General features: G+C 46.6%; 17 protein-coding genes. 4 read left to right on the top strand and 13 right to left on the bottom strand.

Going from position 1 to position 19,147, the window contains the following annotated elements; genetic code table 11:
* Positions 1-111 precede the first annotated feature (111 nt).
* Both NYR53_RS10950 and NYR53_RS10945 read left to right on the top strand, forming a co-directional pair.
* Positions 112-282, top strand: a complete 171-nt coding sequence (locus NYR53_RS10950; RefSeq protein ID WP_261305186.1) for a hypothetical protein — start codon at positions 112-114, stop codon at positions 280-282.
* Between the two features lie 6 nt (positions 283-288).
* Positions 289-471: a hypothetical protein gene (locus NYR53_RS10945; RefSeq protein ID WP_261305185.1), complete on the top strand. Its 183-nt coding sequence runs from the start codon at positions 289-291 to the stop codon at positions 469-471.
* Positions 472-607: 136 nt separating this feature from the next.
* Here NYR53_RS10945 and NYR53_RS10940 read toward each other — a convergent pair whose 3' ends face one another.
* The 8 genes from NYR53_RS10940 to NYR53_RS10905 all read right to left on the bottom strand — a co-directional run bounded on the left by NYR53_RS10940 (position 608) and on the right by NYR53_RS10905 (position 11,096).
* Complete coding sequence (locus NYR53_RS10940; protein ID WP_261305184.1) at positions 608-2,104, bottom strand: extracellular solute-binding protein; 1,497 nt, start codon at positions 2,102-2,104, stop codon at positions 608-610.
* A 56-nt stretch (positions 2,105-2,160) separates the two neighbouring features.
* Positions 2,161-3,033: a carbohydrate ABC transporter permease gene (locus NYR53_RS10935; RefSeq protein WP_261305183.1), complete on the bottom strand. Its 873-nt coding sequence runs from the start codon at positions 3,031-3,033 to the stop codon at positions 2,161-2,163.
* Positions 3,034-3,063: 30 nt separating this feature from the next.
* Positions 3,064-3,921: an ABC transporter permease gene (locus NYR53_RS10930; protein ID WP_437180172.1), complete on the bottom strand. Its 858-nt coding sequence runs from the start codon at positions 3,919-3,921 to the stop codon at positions 3,064-3,066.
* A gap of 502 nt (positions 3,922-4,423) precedes the next feature.
* A complete protein-coding gene (locus tag NYR53_RS10925) occupies positions 4,424-6,700 on the bottom strand; it encodes a helix-turn-helix domain-containing protein (protein WP_261305181.1) in 2,277 nt (758 codons plus the stop codon).
* Positions 6,701-6,826: 126 nt separating this feature from the next.
* Complete coding sequence (locus NYR53_RS10920) at positions 6,827-7,657, bottom strand: carbohydrate ABC transporter permease (RefSeq protein ID WP_261305180.1); 831 nt, start codon at positions 7,655-7,657, stop codon at positions 6,827-6,829.
* A 2-nt stretch (positions 7,658-7,659) separates the two neighbouring features.
* Positions 7,660-8,556 carry a carbohydrate ABC transporter permease gene (locus NYR53_RS10915; RefSeq protein WP_261305179.1) on the bottom strand — a complete coding sequence of 299 codons (897 nt, stop codon included), beginning with the start codon at positions 8,554-8,556 and terminating at the stop codon, positions 7,660-7,662.
* A 103-nt stretch (positions 8,557-8,659) separates the two neighbouring features.
* Complete coding sequence (locus NYR53_RS10910; protein WP_261305178.1) at positions 8,660-9,991, bottom strand: ABC transporter substrate-binding protein; 1,332 nt, start codon at positions 9,989-9,991, stop codon at positions 8,660-8,662.
* A 103-nt stretch (positions 9,992-10,094) separates the two neighbouring features.
* A complete protein-coding gene (locus NYR53_RS10905; protein ID WP_261305177.1) occupies positions 10,095-11,096 on the bottom strand; it encodes a Gfo/Idh/MocA family protein in 1,002 nt (333 codons plus the stop codon).
* A gap of 185 nt (positions 11,097-11,281) precedes the next feature.
* Between NYR53_RS10905 and NYR53_RS10900 the strand changes: the two genes are divergently transcribed.
* Positions 11,282-12,022, top strand: coding sequence for a helix-turn-helix transcriptional regulator (locus NYR53_RS10900; protein WP_261305176.1), 741 nt, complete (start codon positions 11,282-11,284; stop codon positions 12,020-12,022).
* Positions 12,023-12,039: 17 nt separating this feature from the next.
* Here the strand turns inward: NYR53_RS10900 and NYR53_RS10895 are convergent, their stop codons facing one another.
* From NYR53_RS10895 to NYR53_RS10875, 5 genes are all read right to left on the bottom strand, one after another.
* The gene (locus NYR53_RS10895) at positions 12,040-13,092 is read right to left on the bottom strand and encodes a Gfo/Idh/MocA family protein (protein WP_261305175.1); all 1,053 of its coding nucleotides are present in this window, start codon (positions 13,090-13,092) and stop codon (positions 12,040-12,042) included.
* Positions 13,093-13,105: 13 nt separating this feature from the next.
* A complete protein-coding gene (locus NYR53_RS10890; protein ID WP_261305174.1) occupies positions 13,106-13,486 on the bottom strand; it encodes a cupin domain-containing protein in 381 nt (126 codons plus the stop codon).
* Between the two features lie 307 nt (positions 13,487-13,793).
* A complete protein-coding gene (locus tag NYR53_RS10885; RefSeq protein ID WP_261305173.1) occupies positions 13,794-13,955 on the bottom strand; it encodes a hypothetical protein in 162 nt (53 codons plus the stop codon).
* Positions 13,956-14,193: 238 nt separating this feature from the next.
* Positions 14,194-15,192, bottom strand: a complete 999-nt coding sequence (locus NYR53_RS10880; RefSeq protein ID WP_261305172.1) for an aldo/keto reductase — start codon at positions 15,190-15,192, stop codon at positions 14,194-14,196.
* A complete protein-coding gene (locus NYR53_RS10875) occupies positions 15,192-17,894 on the bottom strand; it encodes a UxaA family hydrolase (RefSeq protein ID WP_261305171.1) in 2,703 nt (900 codons plus the stop codon). Before NYR53_RS10875 ends, NYR53_RS10880 begins: the two co-directional genes overlap by 1 nt.
* A 281-nt stretch (positions 17,895-18,175) precedes the next feature.
* Between NYR53_RS10875 and NYR53_RS10870 the strand changes: the two genes are divergently transcribed.
* A complete protein-coding gene (locus tag NYR53_RS10870) occupies positions 18,176-19,078 on the top strand; it encodes a helix-turn-helix domain-containing protein (protein WP_261305170.1) in 903 nt (300 codons plus the stop codon).
* Positions 19,079-19,147 lie beyond the last annotated feature (69 nt).

Raw genomic sequence — 19,147 nt, 5'->3', positions numbered from 1 at the left:
GCGGCCGGAGATGCCGACCGCGACCGCCGAAGAGCAGTAATAGCTGCCCTCCCTGAATTCCTGCTTCAAGATCATAACGTCCTTGTGCATGATGAGCTTGGAAACCGCCGAATGACTTTTCGTCGCGACTTCCGCCGGCCGAAGCATCTTCAGCTTGATGTTGATGCCTTGCGGGCTCGCCCTTCCATCTTCGACTTTGATGGCGAACACATCGCTATGGTCATAAGCGAACGCTTCGAGACCGACTCCGTTACCGCGGATGGAGGCCGTCGCATCGAATAAGCTTAAATGCTGGCGTACCGATCCGTCCTGAAACGCGTCTTCCCCGTAATCCACAAAATCGATGTCGACGAAGCCGCAGGCGTAGCCATAATCCAAATGCCGTTGATTGAAGCTGTTCGTAGAGCGGTCATTGGCATACACATCGACGCGGTTCACTTGCAACTTCACGGCCGACGGCGATGTCCATAGCAGGCTTCCCATTCGACCGTTACCGATCGGAAGCCCGCCTTCGCTTCTTTTGACCGTGTGCTCGTAATGCAAATCTCCGCGAGACACAAGCTCTCGGTCATTCATCAATGATTTCACGCTCCAATTGCTATTTCTGTTATTTCTTGTATTTGTTGTACAGCTCGGTATATTCCTTCATGACGTCGCCGCCGCCCGACTGTTTCCACTTGTCCAGCTCTTTGTTCCAGCCCGCTTCGTCAATAACGCCCATGATGAATTTGATTTTTGCGTCGTCGATGATTTTTTTGTTCGTCGACAGCTTCTTCTTGTTGTCGTCGCTGAGAATGAGTCCGCTCGATGCGTCCGCAACGCCGTACTGCTTGATTTCCGCAAGCGTATCCATGGCCTCTTTCGCCAGCGGCGTTCCGTTGTTGATCAAAATACTCCGCATGGCGAGGTGCTGGAGCGGCACGACTTCCTTGTTGTATTTCGTATCGTCCAAAATTTTCTGTACGCCGTTCTCTTCCTTGAAATGAACCCCGTCAATGCCGAGCAGAACCGTCTTCACCATCTTGTCGTCGGCCATCTTGTCGAAGAAGCTTAGAATCTTCTTCAAATCGGCTTCCGTTTTAACGCTCGACTTCGGGAACATATACATGCCCAGGTAGCCGCTGCCCTTGGCAACCCGCTTTTGGCCGGTCGTCGATACGAGCGCCGGAATGATGTGAACGTCTGCGCCAGGCAGCGTTTTGCCAAGGCCGACGAACGTTTCGCCGCGGTAAGCTTCGATGATGTTTCCTCTGATGCCGATTTTCCCGTTGGTCCAATCCTCCGATACTTTGGCGCCCGGCACTGTGGCAAAATCTTGGTTGAGGAGCTTTTCGTCGTACAGCTTTTTCATGAATTTCAAGTAGTCCACAAATTCCTTGGTCATGAAATCGGGAACCATCTGGTTATTGATATAACCCCAACCGGACGGCGCGCCGAACATAAGCGGGAACGTGTAAGTGCCCAAATCTTTATTTTCGGTGATGCCCCATGTGTTCTGCTTCCCGTCTTTATCCGGGTCGTTCGAAGCAAACGCTTTTAGCACATTGTAATAATCGTCCACGGTTTTAGGCGGCTCTTTGATCCCGACATTGTTCAGCCAATCCTTCCGGTAATACATGACGATCCTTTCCGGATAACGGCCCCGGTAAAGACCGTAGATTTTGCCGTTGATCCGGGTATTGTTCAGCGTATCTTTATCCAATTTGCTTAGGTTCGGATAGTCCTTCAAATAGGGCTCAACATCCCAGAAGAACCCGCTTTGCGCGGCGCTGACGATGACTGTATCCTGCGGATTGACGACAAGCATCGCTTGCGGCAGGTCCCCGGATGCCATCGATACATTCAATTTATCTGTATAATTGGAGTTCAGCACCCATGTGATATCGAGCTTCGTATTCGTCTGCTGTTCGATGTATTTCACAACGGGGTTGTCCGCTGTCGGGGGCTCTGCCGTTTCAAATTGGCTCATCATTTTGATTCGAAAAGGCGCTGACGAATCCGTACTGCCCGCTGCAGATGGATTGCTGCTTCCGGAACATCCAGTCAAAGCCGCGATAAGCAGTAACGAGACCGCAGGTGCTATTCTCTTAAACCCTGTACTCATAAAGCATAACCTCCATATTTGTATTGAAATGGTTTTCCGCTTCCGAGCCGTCTTTCCTATTCTTTTACGGACCCGAGCAGCACGCCTTTCGCAAAATGCCGTTGCAAGAAAGGATATACAAGCAGGATGGGAACTGTGGATACGACTGTTACACCCATTTGGATCGTTTTCCCCGGCGGAATCACCCCCTCGAAGTTGTTGGCGGAATCACCTATGCCGGTTTGTGACAAAAGGACGATTTGACGCAGCCATACCTGGATCGGGAACTTGCTTGCATCATTAATATAGAGAAGAGCGTTTAGAAATTGATTCCAATGCCCGACTGCATAGAACAGTGTTAATGTCGCAATCGCCGGCATCGACAGCGGAATCACGATCATGAACAAGATCTGTGGATCGCTAGCGCCGTCGATTCGGGCCGAATCCTCCAGTTCATCCGGCAGCTGAGCGAAAAAGTTTTTCAATATGATCAGATAAAAGGCACTAATGGCCCCGGGAAGCAGTAGTGCCCCATAAGTGTCGAGCAATCCTAGATTTTTCACGACCAAATAGGTCGGAATCATACCTCCGCTGAACAGCATGGAGAAAATGACCATCAGCATGACCGGCTTGCGTATCCTTAGCCGTTTATTGGCCAAAGGAAACGCCATCAAGGCGGTAAGCACAATGTTAATGGCCGTTCCAGCAACTGTGATGAAAATCGTGACCCATAACGAGTGCGGAATCGTATTCGTGCTGAAAATGTACCGGTAAGCGGCGAGTGAAAACGTCTCTGGGATGATCACAAAGCTTTTCTGGAGAGCTTCCTTGGGAGCTGCGAACGAGCCGGTCACGTTGAGCAGAAACGGAACGACAGTAATCACGGCCATCAGAAATAAAAGAAAATAATTAACGCTATCGAACAGCTTACTGCCCCATGATCTGTACATATCTTTGCCCTCACCTCCTCTCCTGTAAGCTTAGTAAATGCCTTCTTCCCCGAATTTTTTGGCCAGCCGGTTTGTGAGCAAAACCAAAACAAGTCCGATCACTGACTTGAACATGCCAACCGCCGCACTGAAGCCGAATTGGCCGCCTAAGATCCCCACCGTGTATACGTAGGTGTCGAACACCTCCCCGACTTCTCGGTTGAGCGTATTCAGCATCAGATAGATTTGTTCGAAGCCGGTATCGAGAAACGATCCCAGCCGCAGAATCAACAGGATGACGATAGTGCTTCGAATCGAAGGCAGTGTAATGTGATATAGCTGCCGCCAGCGGTTCGCCCCATCCATACGGGCCGCCTCATAAAGCTGAGGATTGACGCCAGCCAGCGCCGCCATAAAGATAATCGTTCCCCATCCCGTCTCTTTCCATATGACTTCCAGGGTGACCATCGGTCTAAACCAACGAGTGCTGTCCAGAAAATGTACTTTCTGGAATCCGAGGGACTGCAAGATCTCATTGACAATACCGTTCTCGATCGTAAAGAAAAAGTAAAAAAAGCTAACAACAATAACCCAAGACAGAAAATGCGGAACATAAACCAGCAAAACGACAAACTTCTTGAACACTTCATGCCGGACTTCATTGAGCATTAGCGCGATAATGATAGGTAATGGAAAAAATAGAAAAATGTTGTACGCCGCTAGGATCGCGGTATTTCGCAACAGCATCCAGAAATCGGGACTTGTGAACAACGCATGAAAATGAGCGAAGCCTACCCACTCACTTTTGGCGATTCCGAGGAACGGCATGTAATTCTGAAACGCAATGACCAGCCCCCACATCGGAACATAACGGAAAATCAGAAAATAAATTACACCCGGCAGCAGCATGAGATATAACCAATAGTCCCTTTTGACTTCCTTTAAGAACTTACCCCATACCCCTTCCGTCTTGGCGACGCTACGATGACGATTATTCTCCGCTATCTCTGTCAGCGCTTTCAATAGGATACCTCCCATCTCGTGTTTGATAACGCTAAGGTACTAGAGGGGGAGGCAGATTGTAAATAATCCGCACCGCAGTTCTCTACTGATCATTCTGTTTCCCCGGTTTTCGCGGATAATCTCGAACACAGTAACGAAATGATTATCCAAAAAGTCCCCCCAAAAGTCTTCGAAGTTAAATCCGATTACTTTTGGGGGAGCCTCCTCATATGAGAAAACCTCTATCGAGGCCATTCAAAGATGAGCGACCGCGTTTAGAGGTAGGTTTTATCGCCAAATAGAAAGACGTTTTCGGGAACCGAAAACTTATACTTTCCATTGTGGTCAAAAAAAACGCGCATGCCACGCGCTCATTCGAGAGCGGTCGGCCTGCGCTGTCCACGGTGCTTCACTCGTTATGCTTCACCAAATGATCTCGGTACTGCTTAGGCGTAATGCCTTCCATCTTCTTAAAATAACGAATAAAATTTTGCGAATTGCTGAATCGCAGCTTTTCAGCGATCTCCTGAATTTGATCATCAGTCTCCTCCAGCAGTCTTCTCGCCATATTCAGCCTATAATGGGATAAATAATCGCTAAAGCTGCTCCCCGTTTCTTTTCGGAATATTTGCCCCAAGTAGTTCGGGTTATAATGAAGACGGGAAGCGCAGGCTTCCAACGTCAACTCGGAATGGTATTCATCATGGATGATCTGAATCAATGTTTTGATGACATTCCTCTGCTGGGACTCGCTGCGAGTGAGCATTTCCTCCAAGATCGGTTCCACGACCTGACTGTATATCCAAGTCTCCATTTCTTGGACGGAAATCTGCAACAGCTGATCCAGCTTCTGAAAAATCGGTTTTTCTTTGAACAACGAGATGAACATTTCATCTGATTGATACGAAATTTTGATCAAATCCATCAGCAAAAGAAAAATAAACATGGAACAATACCGATAGCCATAGTGACCCGAACACATTTCCGTAATGATGTTATGAAGCGTGCGCTTCGATTGCTCCACGTCAGCGAATTTAATCGCATCGATTAATTCTTTCACCATATAACCGGGGTATTTACCGGTGTGGCCCGATTCGTTCACATCAAAATCGGAAGCATACAGGATGGCCTCTTTGCCCTGAGTAAACCTTGATTTTAACGCATCCGTTGCCTCGCCAAATGCAGTAAAAGCTTCTACCGGTTGGTAGAACGGACGGCTGATCCCAATGCTTACTTGAAGACGCAAATACTGCTTGACGACCTGCTGGATAGAACGAGACAGTAAATAAAGTTCCTCCTTGAAAGCGTCAACATTTAGATGCTCAGTGCCAAGCAGAACGACTTGCATATGATTCATAATGACGGGATTCAGCACTAACAATTCCGAGGCGGTTTCGCCAAGCATATTTTTTACGGCAAATAATAAAAGATCGCGGTCCGTATCCGAATAACCGGTATCTGTTAATGTATCGATCTGCACCGTGAGCACACAAAAATGGTTCCAGTCTGTATCAGGGCCGAGGGTACTTTCGATTTCCTGAGGCTTCACTTCACCTTGAAACAATTTATAAGCAAAAAAATCGTTCAACTGATTCTTTTGAATATGTAACTGGCCTTTGAGCTTCAGGCTGTCCTGAAAAAAAGCATGCATCCGATTATTCATATAATCCATTTCGTTGCTTTGCAACTGGACATTCAATTTATCCGAGGAGTTGATTGCGACCATATGGTACAACCGTTTGATAGGAGAGTATAGTCTTCGGGTACCGTAAAAGGAAAGAACGAAAAATACGCTAATCACAACAAAACCTGTGATAAAAATAAATAGGCCGATGAACCGGGAGTTTTGCTCGGCCTCTAAAGTCGATACCATCGATAAATAGGTCCATTTGTATTTCTCTGAATGCCGAAAGGTGAACGAATATTTAGATCCATTGATTCTGGTTAAGAAATTACCTTGGGGGGCTTGCTGCACTTGCGATTGCGTCATTTGGGCAATCTGGTTCACGTCTTGATCGCGAAGGTCATACTGCGTTATGTTCCGAATGACTTTGCCCTTGTCGTCAATCATCGTCATTTCGCCTAAATCTTTGCTCGCCATCAACTCACGAAACAAATCGATGCTCGAAATTTTTGTTCTCACGATCCCCTGGAATCGGTCAAATGCTGAAAAGGGCACTTTCAATGTGTACTGGAAAAAATCAGAATCCGCCGATTTATTCCATGTTGAGCCTGAAACGACTTGCCTAAGTTGATTCATTTCTTCACTGGTGTATACCTCGGTTATCGGGAGTACCCCGCCATTTCGTAAAACCCACCCTTTTTCTATATTAATAATTTCCAGACTGTTGATGATCGAGGAATGCGAATATAAAGAGCTAATCTCCGCCACCGCATTTTTAACCTTGACATAATTGTCAAAACTGATCTTAGCAAGGTCATCGTTCAATATGCTTGTAAAGCTCGGAAGCAAAGTAAATTGGATGATGGCGCTTTCAACGGATTGAAAAGAATTTTCCAACTGAAGCTGCGTCTGAAGGAGAAGCTGTGCATTTATTTTGTCGATCTTCTCGTTAATTAAGCCGCTTGTCTTGTAAAAGGCAATGTAACCGAGAATCGAAACGGCGATGATGACCAGTACGATGTTGAAGAAGAGCAGCTTTACGAAGTAACTTGTCCTTCTCATGATCATCCCCCTTTTCGAGATAACATTCGCATTGTAAGAATCTTCTATATAGCTAGTATCATCCCCTGCAATAAAAACAAAAAAAACCGCGTTTAACGCGGTGATTTATGAGATAAATTTCTGATTCTATCCTTTAATTCCACTAGCGGCAATGCCGCCGATCAAATATTTTTGGCCTATGAAGAAAATGACCAGGGGTACGACGGTCACTAAACTTGCGATTGCCATTAAGTTGTTCCACTCGGTCAGGTAACTGTTCCGGAACAGATTAAGTCCCAGCGTAATTGTATAATTTCTTTGGTCGTTTAGGAAAATAAGTGGCCCCATAAAATCGGTCCATGCATGCATCACTTGAAAAATAGCCACAGTCACAAGGGCAGGAGAAACAATCGGCAGCAGAATCCGCCAATAGACTTTGAAGGTGCTGCATCCGTCGATAATGGCTGCCTCATCAAGTTCATAAGGGATCGTTAAGAAATATTGCCGGAGCAGAAAAATATTAAACGCTGAGCCGAAGAAGGAAGGAATGATCAAGCAGCGCAGCGTATCAATCCAACCCAACATTTTAAATTCCACATAGAGCGGAATGAGCGTCACTTCGTAGGGGATCATCATGGAAGCAAGTAGTATGGCGAACCAAACGTTTCTCCCTTTAAAAACGAGCCGTGCGAAACCGAAAGCGACAATTGAGGAGGAAATCACGGTTCCGAGCGTCGTCAATACGACAATGATTACTGTATTTTTGAGAAACAGATTAAACGGGGCAACCGTCCAGGCTGCCTTGTAATTATGGAAAATGAAATGTTCCGGTATCCACTCAGGCGGGAATACGAATATGGCTCCCGGCTCCTTGAGCGAGGTCGACACCATCCAGATGAAAGGGATAATGAATGCGAGCGACGATACAATAAGGAATGCATAAGTTACACTTTTACCGAAGATATTCATGCGATTCATCACTAGCCCTTCCTCTCTGCCTCGTAGTAAACCCATGAGCCCGCCGTTTTAAACACCAATAACGTTAATACCGCGATTATGATGAACAGAATCCATGATAGTGCAGCCGCATAACCCATTTGCAGATCCTGGAATGCTTTATTGTAAATATAGAGCGCATAAAAATAGGTCGAATTCAGCGGGCCCCCTTTGGTCATCACATAACCTTGCGTAAACGTTCGAAACGCACCGATAATCCCCATAATCAAGTTAAAAAAGATCGTAGGCGTAATCATCGGTAGCGTGACCGTCCAGAACTGCCTGAACTTCGTGGCGCCGTCAATGCTGGAAGCATCGTACAACAGATGCGGTATATTTTGCAGTCCAGCCAGAAAAATGACGATTCCCCCGCCCGAGCCCCACACACTCATCATGATTAATGAAGTAAGCGCCCATTGCGGGTCCCCGAGCCAATCCGGACCTTTAATGCCTACGAACGATAAAAAATAATTTAATATTCCGAAGTCAGGTTGCAGCACCCACATCCACAAAACAGCTACCGCAACCCCTGTAATGACGGAAGGCAAATAAAACAAGGTCCGAAATATGCCCATGCCCTTTAATTTCAGATTAAGTAATAACGCCAAAAGCAGTGATACAACCAGCCCTAAAGGAACCGAAACAATGGCATAGGTGATCGTAACCTTGATCGATTTCCAAAATAACGGATCCAACGTAAACATATCGATATAATTTTTGAGCCCGATAAAAACGGGTTTATCGAGCAAGCTCCATTTATAAAAACTGATGATCAACGAAAAAATTAATGGACCGAGGGAAAAGGCAATAAATCCAATGATCCACAACCCAATAAAGCTGAAACCTTCAAACTGTCGAATTGTTCTTTTCTTCCGTTTCATCTGCTCACCGCTTTCGGCTCAATTAAATATCTGTATCCGTAGCCGCTTGTATCAATAGCTGCTAAATCGCAGCTATCGATACAAATTGCGGCAGATTACAGAATTATTTACCGACTTGCAAAGTCGTTTTTATTTCTTTTACTGCGTTATCCAAGGCCTCCTGCGCTGTCATTTTCCCTAAAATCGTTGCTTCCATGGCATTGACGAGTTTCGCATCGATCTTGCTCCACTCCGGGGTAGTATAATAGGAAGGTGTTACCGTCGCATACTTAATCATCCCGAGGAATGGTTTTAAATAAGGATCTTCAGACGTCTTCAGGTCTTGCGCGATCGACGGCATCTCTGGAAGACCGAAGCCTAGCTTGACGAAATCCGTCTGGCCTTCCTTGCTGCCCATATAGTTGGCGAATTTGAATGCCGCATCTTTATTCTTGGACGTTTTGGAAACGACAAATCCACTCGTATGCATGACACCAACAAGCTTGCCGTTCTTACGGGGCATCATCGCAGTGCCAAAGCTAAAATTGCTCATTTTCTTAAAGTCGTTCAACGGCCATAATCCGCTTTCGAACATGGCCACCTTGCCCGTCTTAAACATCTCGGTTCCACCGCCCATCGTGGTAGACGCCGACGGGGACGGCGATACTTTGTACTTATTGACCAGATCAGCATACCACTGTAGGGCTTCCGCCGTTTGCGGCGAATTCATAATACCGTCGACGGTTTTACCGTCATCACTGATTAATTTACCCCCATTGGTCCATACAAACTGCTGCAGTGTGTACGTACCTTTGGCCTCGTTTACGAAGCCGTACACCCCGTTGCCGGTAAGCTTCTGTGCGGCACTCAAGAAATCGTCATACGTCCAATCGTCTTTCGGATAAGGAACACCGGCTTTGTCGAACAGAGCCTTATTGTAGAATATAGCTCTGGTCGATGGAATATTAGGAATGGAATACAGAACGCCGTTCACCTTAGAAGAGTTGAAAATCTCGGGGTAATATTGTTTCGGATCAATCTCACCGCTTTTGATATGAGAGTCCAAAGGCTCTACAGCCCCTTTGTCCACGAGCTGCGGATAGTTCCACCATAAGAAGACGTCTGGAGCGTTGCCGGCGGCAAGTGACGTGAATATTTTCTGCTCGTAGCTGTCCGGTACGGACTCAACCTGTACTTTAATGTTCGGATATTTAGCCTGAAAACCGTCCACGACAGCTTTGTATGTATCCAATCGACTTGCTGTATCCCAGGTCGAGAAACGGAGGGTCACATTCTCACTCGCATCCTTGGTGTCGGTTTTTGGGATATCTTTCGCGGAGTTGTTATTGGATTGACTTGTGTTGCTAGATGGGCTTTCCGGAACTGCTCCTCCGCAAGCCGCAGCAGTGAGCAAAATTGCCAGACTAATTGAAACCGTTGTCATTTTTTTCAACATACGTTTTTCCCCCTCAGATTGGTAATTTTCGGGCTGAAACCTGGCATCCAACGATATTTTTGACTTTCTTCCCTTGAAGATCACCCCCCAACCGAATTTCCTTTCATGTAAATCTGATCCTTCTTTCCTCTTTTATCGACTCGACCGCCCTACACGCAATTTCCCAGCTATGCAGATTATCGCCTATATGGGTCATCGGTTTACGTCCTTCTCGGATCGAGTTAAGCATCTCCACCAGCGAATACTTTAATCCCGTGTAGGTCATATCCGGCAGCGGAATACGTTGTCTGGACCCATCCAGTCTTATGATACAGGGAGTATCGTCATACGATTCGATTGCACCCTCACTGCCGATAAGACGAAAATAGCCGTGCCATGGCGTATCGGTTCCACGATTGATAAAGCTCCCGTAGTAGTGAACCATCACTTCAGGTTCGAATCGGATAATGGCGGAAACGGACCCATTGCTGTCGAGAAAATTCCAGGATGGACTCGCGCTTTCAGCGTAGACGGATACCGCATTGGCACCTAGCAAATACCGCATCAAATCGAAATGATGAATGCACATTTCTTTCATAAACATCTCTTCCATTTGCTTGCGCCATTCGACGAACGAGCTGGATGCGGTATGGTTTCGGGCGAATAACCATTCTACTTCTTCTATGCGGCCGACGACATTGGAATCCACAGCGGCTTTGACCGCTTGAATAGTGGGATTCCAGCGGTAATTTTGGCTGATCATGACATACTTTCCGCTTTTATCGGCAACGTCAGCCATTTCCACAGATTCGCTCCAATCCAGAGAAATCGGTTTTTCCATAATGACATGGAGTCCCGCTTTCAGCATATCCTCCATAATTTTTTTGTGCGTGCCGGGAGGAGTGACCACCACCGCGATGTCCGCCGTCGTTTCCTGAAGCGCCTTATTGTAATCCGTATAAGCGGGGACAGGTTTGCCCCCCAGCAAAGACCGAGCCATTTCCAAATTGTCCACGCTCATATCCACGATCGCGCCCAACTCGACATCTTCCATGGAGAGGATCGTTTTGATCCAGTGCAATCCGTGCAATCCTGTACCGATTTGAATGATTCTGGTTTTATCCATGTTTTTACCTCGCTTTCCATTCACTTCAGTGATAGAGCAATAGTTAAGCGTTTTCAAAAAGTTGCTTATTCAATAACAGCCCGCACTGGAACCAAAACAATTACAATAATGACGACTTGACTATTTGGGTTATAAATGATTGAATTATTTATGAAAAATCGATACCTAAAACCGGAGTGATGTATATGGAGATCATAGCAATGCATTACGGGAAGCACTGCGTTCCAGATTGGAAATGGCATGTTCCCGTCGGTTGTCATCTAGGGTTTACCTTGTGGAGTATTTGGGGTGGAGAAGGTCAAATCAAGCTAGGCAAGAACTGCTATAAATTAAGCATCGGTGATGTTTTTTTTATCAATTATAAGAAGGAGGTCGACGCTTATCAAAATGAACTTGCCAGTCTCGATGTACGTTATATAGATTTTACATTGCGAAATCCGGATATCTTGTGTGACTTGCCTGAGCATCATCATTTTGATCAATATCATTTTGTACTAGAGCTTTTCAATCGCTTTCGTTTATCCGAAGAAAGAAATAACTTGACGCAAATGGAAATATGGCTGCAAGCACTTATTACGGAATATCAAAATTTAACGCCAACATCAGTCGGAGCGTATACAATAAAAATGGATGAGCTATGCCGCATGTTTCAACAACATCCACAGCGGCAATACGATATGAGCGAACTTGCCCAGAACTTTTCTCTTACGACAGATCATTTTATTCGCATTTTTAAACAGGAACGCGGCGTTACGCCCTACGCCTATCTGCAGCGCTGCAGACTGGAAACTGCCAAAACTCTGTTGCGCATGTCTACTCTCAATATCACGGATATTGCGAGCAGTTGCGGCTTTTCTGATATCTATAATTTCTCTCGTTTTTTCCAGTCAAAAACGGGAATGTCTCCAAGCAGATTTCGTAATTGAATTGCTTCATCAATTAATTATTCGAGTTTGACCGGCGTGCCATTTTCAGCGCTTAAGTAAACCATATCTAACATTTGAGTGATCTTAAGTCCCTGTTGAGGTGTGCACGGTACTTCATCATCATTGATAATGGCATCCAGAAATGCTTGCCGAACATTCGGCATCTTAGAAATCTTCATATCTTCTAAAGGAATGTCATGGACTTCTCCGCCGATTTCCAAAATCACTTTATTGCTTGCAGCCTTACCATCTCCAACTACTGTATGCAGGACCGCACCGCCCTTGGAGCCATATATTCGTGTTGTAATCACCTCGTTCTCACGATTGCTCGCCCAGGATGCTTCCAATTCAAGCATAACCCCGCCCGTCATACGAAACATAGCTACCCCCATGTCTTCGAGCTCGAAATTCTGAATACCTTTGCGCTCAGCCTCGTCCTTGGAGACCTTGCAAAACGTGTTTCCTAGTACCCATTCCGGATCGGGGTATCCGCAAAACCACATAGCACGGTCAAGCACATGGACGCCAAGATCAATGAGAGCTCCGCCGCCGCATACTTCTTTTCCAGATGAAAGCGGATACCACCATGGCACTCCTCGTCTTCGCTGCCACAGCGTCCGTACATAATAGATATCGCCGAGCTTGCCTTCGTCGATCACGGATTTTAACGTTTGGCTTTCGTGTAGAAAACGCTGATTGAAGTTGATCATCAACTTCTTGTTGTGCTTTTGAGCGGCCTCAAGCATTTTTCTCCCTTCTGCCGCATTTCTTGCCATAGGCTTTTCACACAGCACATGCACGCCCGCTTCCATCGCCTGAATGGAAAGCCTCATATGCAAAAAATTTGGGACTGCGAGGCTAATCGCATCCAGATTTTCCTCTTTTAGCATCTTATCGAAATCCGTATATTTTTTTGAAATGTTATATTTATCGCCTATCTCTTTCAGTCTTGATTCATCAACGTCGCACAACACAATTTCTTTAACGGTGTCGCTGTTGGCGTAATCTTTAACATGACTTGCTCCTACAGTTAAGCCGACAACACCTACTTTAAGTTTTCTGTCGCTCAAGCTAATTCCCCCATTATTTTATTGCTGAAGCATATATCACGATAATTCTTAAATCCTCGGGACCGTTATTAATAAGACCGTGGCTTCCATTTGCACGGCAGACGCTTATATCGCCGGCTGACATCTCGTATTGGTTGCCGTCAAGCTCCATGATTCCGTGACCAGAAATGCAGTAATACCACTCTTCCATGGGAACATCGCTGTTATGCTGGTGATAGCCGAAGGTAGAACCTGGCGGGATAATATCATCATGAATGAATTTGATGTACTGCTTATCGCTTGATGACACCGCTTGAATAATATCCTTTAGCTGAAAAGGACCTTCGCCGCCATGGCAATTTTGACGAGTCTCATACGCTTGTGACTTGTTTTCGATAAAATCCGTTGTTTTCATAAAGTAACTCCTTTTCAAACATGAGTTGTTTAAATATTTTAGCTAAATTAATCATAGGCTTGACAAACTGGATTGTAAATGTAAAAAGGCGATCATCATTTATGAAAAATCGATATGAACTTGTTTTTGGTTTTCAATTAAATCGTAAGGGCGAACATTTCTTGTTAATTTCGGAACAATGATTTAAACGCAAGTTGCAACTTTATTTCGTATTACTGCCCGTCCCTCGGTTTAATCCTGCTCTGCCAGTTTACGTTATAAAAAACAAAACCGGCACCCCAATCGGAGCACCGGTCCTTCCATCCAATTATCCAACCTCACTCAACCGCCGATACCGATTTTCTTCCACATGCTCCTGCCCATAACCATCAGGTCCCACATGACCGCCAGGAATGAAATACAATTTACCAGTGCCATTGCTCCAGAATTTACGGCTAAAGTCAAGACCTAGTTGGAATGTTGGTGTCATCACATCTTTTCCATTTGTCTTTGCTGCTGACTACGCACTGTGCTTCAGCTATGCACTTTCGCCACCTCAACGGTATGCTGGAGACTTTCACTCCTTAGTCGGCGCGCTGCCAAGCGCACCTAAAAAATCCCGCCCCAAATACATTCTCTTTGGGACGAGATTATTGTTCCAACGCAATGAATCACCCGGGCAGTTCGGTTATGAATCGATCTAGATGATCATGATCTATTCCCACCTACTAAGCAAATCGATTCTCTTCGGGATCTTCCGTATCGTAGCCAAAGGCTTCAAGCGCCGGCCACAGCTCAGGGGCAATCGGGTAATTCGCGAGCTCCAACGTCTGGGCTACCCGTTCCGGTTTACTCATGCCGACGACCGTACTAGCGATCCGCGGGTCACGAAGCGAGAATTGAAGTGCTGCGGCAGCAAGCGGAACATTGTATTCAAGGCACACCTTGGCGAACATTCGCGCTCTCTCCAACATTTGTGGCGGAGCTTCGCTATAGGCATAACGTGCGTATGCATCCGGTCCTTTGGCCAATATGCCACTACCATAAGGAGCGGCGTTAATAACCGCCACGCCCATACGATTCGCGACATCAAGCAAAGGTTCGGCAGCCCGATTGAGCAGCGTATAGCGATTGTGGGTTTCAACGCTACTAAACGCTCCCGTTTCGACATAACGAATGAGCATATCGATCGGACCGCCGGAAATGCCGATGTGATCGATGACTCCCTGCTCTTGAAACTTTTGCAGTACTTCTAACGGTCCGTCCGATCCCATCACATTTTCGAAGGTGGTATGTTCTGGATCGTGGATGTAAACATATTGTAGACGGTCAAGTCCTAAGCGTTCGAGACTTCCTTCGATGGAACGTTTGATCTGTTCGCCGCTGAAGTCGCCAGTCTTAAGGTCGCGGTCGGCTTTGGTGGCCAACACATAACCTGCGGGAAGACCACCATTCGCTTGAATGGCCTTGCCGATTCGCCGTTCGCTCTCGCCATCGCCATATGCGGCAGCCGTATCCAGAAAGTTGATTGGGCTTTCAAAGGCGGTGCGCAACGTCACCAATGCTTGTTCTTCCGATGTGCTGTATTGAAAGGTCTCTGGCATATCCCCGAGCGGAGCGGCTCCAATACATAGCGGTGATATGAGTAGGCCAGTATTGCCAAGCGGCCGTAGAGATAACAATGCGTTCGCCATAGAGTGTTCCTCGCTTTCTGATATTGTCTGCATTATAACGACACACCCAAAAAGCCCCGTGTCATTTGAAAATCGATATTACCTTGCTGATAGAGACGCGGCACATAAGTATGTTCCAGAATTTCTTTGCTGCGCTCGAGAATATGATTCACCCATAAGCTCGGGTTGCCTTCGAGGACCAAATCGACATCTTGCTTATGGTTATTCTGCACAGCCTGTTCTGACGTCACTTGCAGCATGGGGACGAAAGGATGTGTTTGCATCGGACGATCACCGATCAGCGCAATTATTAATTCTACACCTGTGGCAGCGAGTCCAGTAATCGTCTCTACCCCATGCGTTGTTGGAGTCTCCATAATGTGGAAGCCGTTTTGGCGGACGTGTTCCCCGTAGGCAATAGACGGGCGAACTTGAGACGTGCTAAATAAATGATGACTGAACGCATCTTCAGCAAGCAATCCGCTGTTTTCGGGAACGACAACCAAGCCTCCGGCCCCGACAATCATCTTGGTTAGTAACCCCAGCTGCTTGCCGGCATCTTTGTTAATGGCGCCAACGCTTACGATCCCGATGCGCAGCCCTTCCAGACCAACTGTCACCTTCTCCGCAGGATCGGCCGTAACCAATCGATCGGCGAACCAGGTCTCAACCTTCTCGCTCACCTTGGCAATTCCACCATCGAGCTGGATGCTGGCATAACCAAGACGGCTCGCATCGACACCCATCACATCCATCTTATGGCGCATGTAATCGTTATGCGTTTTCTCACAGCCATGCTCCAGAAGCAAACAATGCTCTACCATCGGGTGCGTAATATAGCCGATCATCGTGCGGGCAAAAAGTGATTCGGCTGGTCCCCCCGAGGTGCCGCAGCCTTCCGTGTGCGCCAATGTGACAAAGCGCGAGAGCTCGGGCTGCCCTACTCTTTGCTCGTTCAGGCGCCGAGTGATCATCCCCGCTACCTGTCCGGCACAAAGACTGGTCGGCACGATCAAGCCGATATTGCTACTTGACTGCCGATTCCGATGCCGAGTAAAGGTGAATTGGATCGGGCTAGCCATTTTTGCAGCATTATCTTCAATTTCGATCGGTACTCCTGTCGGTACAGGAGTGTGAAGCAGCGTCTCCAACTGACTCGCATCGTTCTGTTGCCAGTTGCGCCAAATTTGCACTTGGGCATGGCCTGCCTTCTCGCCGACGCTTCGCTGACCAGAGGCAATTTGGAGCGCCAACTCGAATACCTCTTGTCCCAGCTCATCCATCGACTTGCCTTCCAGATACTGCCCCGCGTTCACATCCATATCGTTCGACAGCAATTGGAAGCGGCGAGTTGTCGTGACCACCTTAACCGTAGGCACATATGGAAAGTTGGTAATTGAACCATTTCCTGTTGTAAAGAAGATCATGTTGCAGCCTGCGGCTACCTGTCCGGCGATGCTCTCCAGGTCATTGCCAGGGCTATCCATGAAGTAATAGCCGCCATCCTTCATGAGCTCCCCGTACTCAGTTGCATAATCAATCCGCGTTGTCGGGTCTTTCTTCATAGCGGCGCCTATAGATTTGAGATAGATGTTGTACAAGCCGCGATACATGTTGCCGCCTGACGGGTTACCTTCCGCACTGGTGCCGTGCCATGACGTGCGCTCCTTAAATCGGTTCACAAGTTCCAGAAATTTGCGCGCGGTTTCTACGTTACGTACCTTCGACAAGACATAGGGCTCCGCACCAATCAACTCATCCGTTTCGGCAAGACTAGCCGCACCGCCGTAACGCACCAACTGTTCTGAAACCCAACCGAGCAGTGGATTCGCAGATACTCCGGAAAATGCATCCGAACCGCCGCACTGCAAGCCGATTCGCAAGTGGCGAATGGATTCAGGCGTCCGCTGCATTGTGTTGACCGTAGACAGCCATGCTCGGACTATCGCTTCACCTTTAACCAGCTCCTCTTCAAAGCTGCCTGTGAGGGACACGAACTTATGCAGCACTTCATCGATCGGATAACTATGCTCGCGTGCATAAGCCTCAACCATCTGATTCGTGATCGATTCATTGCCATAATCGACAACCAATACCGCTCCGACGTTCGGGTTGACCATGAAACCTGCGAGCGTCCGCAGCAGCAAGTCCACATTATTCGGCTTCTCTGTGCCGCCCTCCGTGTGAGCGACGGGAACGATTCCATCTATATTCGAACCGTTCTTCCACTCGCCTTGCAGACGAGAGGCAAGCTCATTCACGTAGCTTCCCGTGTGAGAAGTGGTACCCAGCAGTACGATGTAGTTCCGGGTGCCAACCCCGCGATCTTCATGGCGGCGATATCCCATGAAAGTACGCGTATCCTTAAAAACCGGCGATGCCTCAGCCGGCTGGAAGTTCTCTTCATCAAGGATATATGGAGAAACTTGATCAGCAAAATTGGGGTCCGCAGGCACCGCGAATGCCAACTGGCGCACACTGAGCGCTTCCCGTACTGTTTCGTTGACCACATAGTGGCCGGGCTGAATCGGTTTAAGCGCGACGCCGAAAGGCAAATGCCACGAAAGCAGATCTTCGCCAGGTGCAATCGTTTTCACTGCAAATCGATGACCTTCCATAACCGTATAATCCAGGGTAAGGAACTGGCCTTCATACGCAATGACGGTACCGGAGTTCAATTGCTGAATCGCAACAGCACAGTTATCCCCGGGCAAGGGAAGTCTCGCTACTTCTTTAAATTGGTAAACGACGTCCATCGATGACTGGCTCCTTTAGTGAGATTTTCCGATCCATCCAAATACTGCGTTGGGTTATGATAGATTATATTGAGATTCTTCCAGGTTATTGCTGTTTAAACAACAATATTCTCGTCCAGTTAATGCGCTTTCAGGCAAAAGTCTCTGTATAACTCCACACCTATTATTGTACCAAGATCATGGCATTTGTTAATTCTTTACCTTTGCAAAAACATACTCTATTTTGATATTCTATAAATAAGATAAACAATGAAGTGTGATCATCTAGGGAGGATTCGGAAATGCAAAAACCGTTTATAAAGAACTTTACTAACGACGACCTCCTGCCATTTGAAATTGTATTTAAGGACAAAAAGACACCAAATCGTGAACTACCGGAACATCTTCACGATCGCTTTGAATTGGTTTATGTTTATAGTGGAAAAGGTACGTTTTTCTTAAACCAAATGCTCTATGAGATGCATGAAGGAGACCTCTTCATCATCCCTGGCAATACCATTCATCAGGCATTGCCAGATGCCGAATCTCCAATTACGGCCACTGCTGTCTTTTTTGATCCGCAATTGATTGGACATTATTCAGCAGGTGATTCGTTTACGAATATGCAAGTTTTTGAGCGAGCCCGGAAATATAAGAGCTATAAGCTTGTTGTCCCAGCAGCCATGCGCCCTCATCTTGAAGAAAAGCTCAAACAAATGCATGAAGAATTGGAACAACACGAAGCTGGTTTTAGATACGCAGTTCAGCTACATTTAAATAGCCTTCTGATCAGCATTAATCGTTTGATATTAAAAGAATCCCATCATCAATTGGCTGCGTCCGATGTCGGCCCCTCCTGGTTACGAAACATCCTTCAACACTTAGATCAGTTTCACACTGACCCCATCGCTGGACTTTCTTATTTGGCTAAGCACACTTCAGTCTCAGCTGCTCATTTATCCAGGGTGTTTAAACAATTAACCGGGATGAACATCACCGACTACGTGAATGCCAAGCGAATTTCAACTGCAAAGGAGCTGCTTCTAACTACCGACTTAGGTATTGATACGATCGCCCACAATTGCGGTTATGAGAGCTTACCTTATTTTCATAAGTTATTTAAGAAGTTTACTGGCGTTACCCCGGGCCAATATCGAAGAAAAGTAATTAAAGAAATTAGTTTTCAAGTAGACAACATGACATAAACATGTGAATGTATCTCAAGAGCAAATGATGGTTATGGTACAAAGCTCTAAGGATATGCCGATTAACAT

The organism is Paenibacillus andongensis (assembly GCF_025369935.1).
GTDB lineage: Bacteria > Bacillota > Bacilli > Paenibacillales > NBRC-103111 > Paenibacillus_E > Paenibacillus_E andongensis.
The sequence above is the reverse complement of the archived record's forward strand: the minus strand, read 5'-3'. Positions and strand labels throughout refer to the sequence as shown.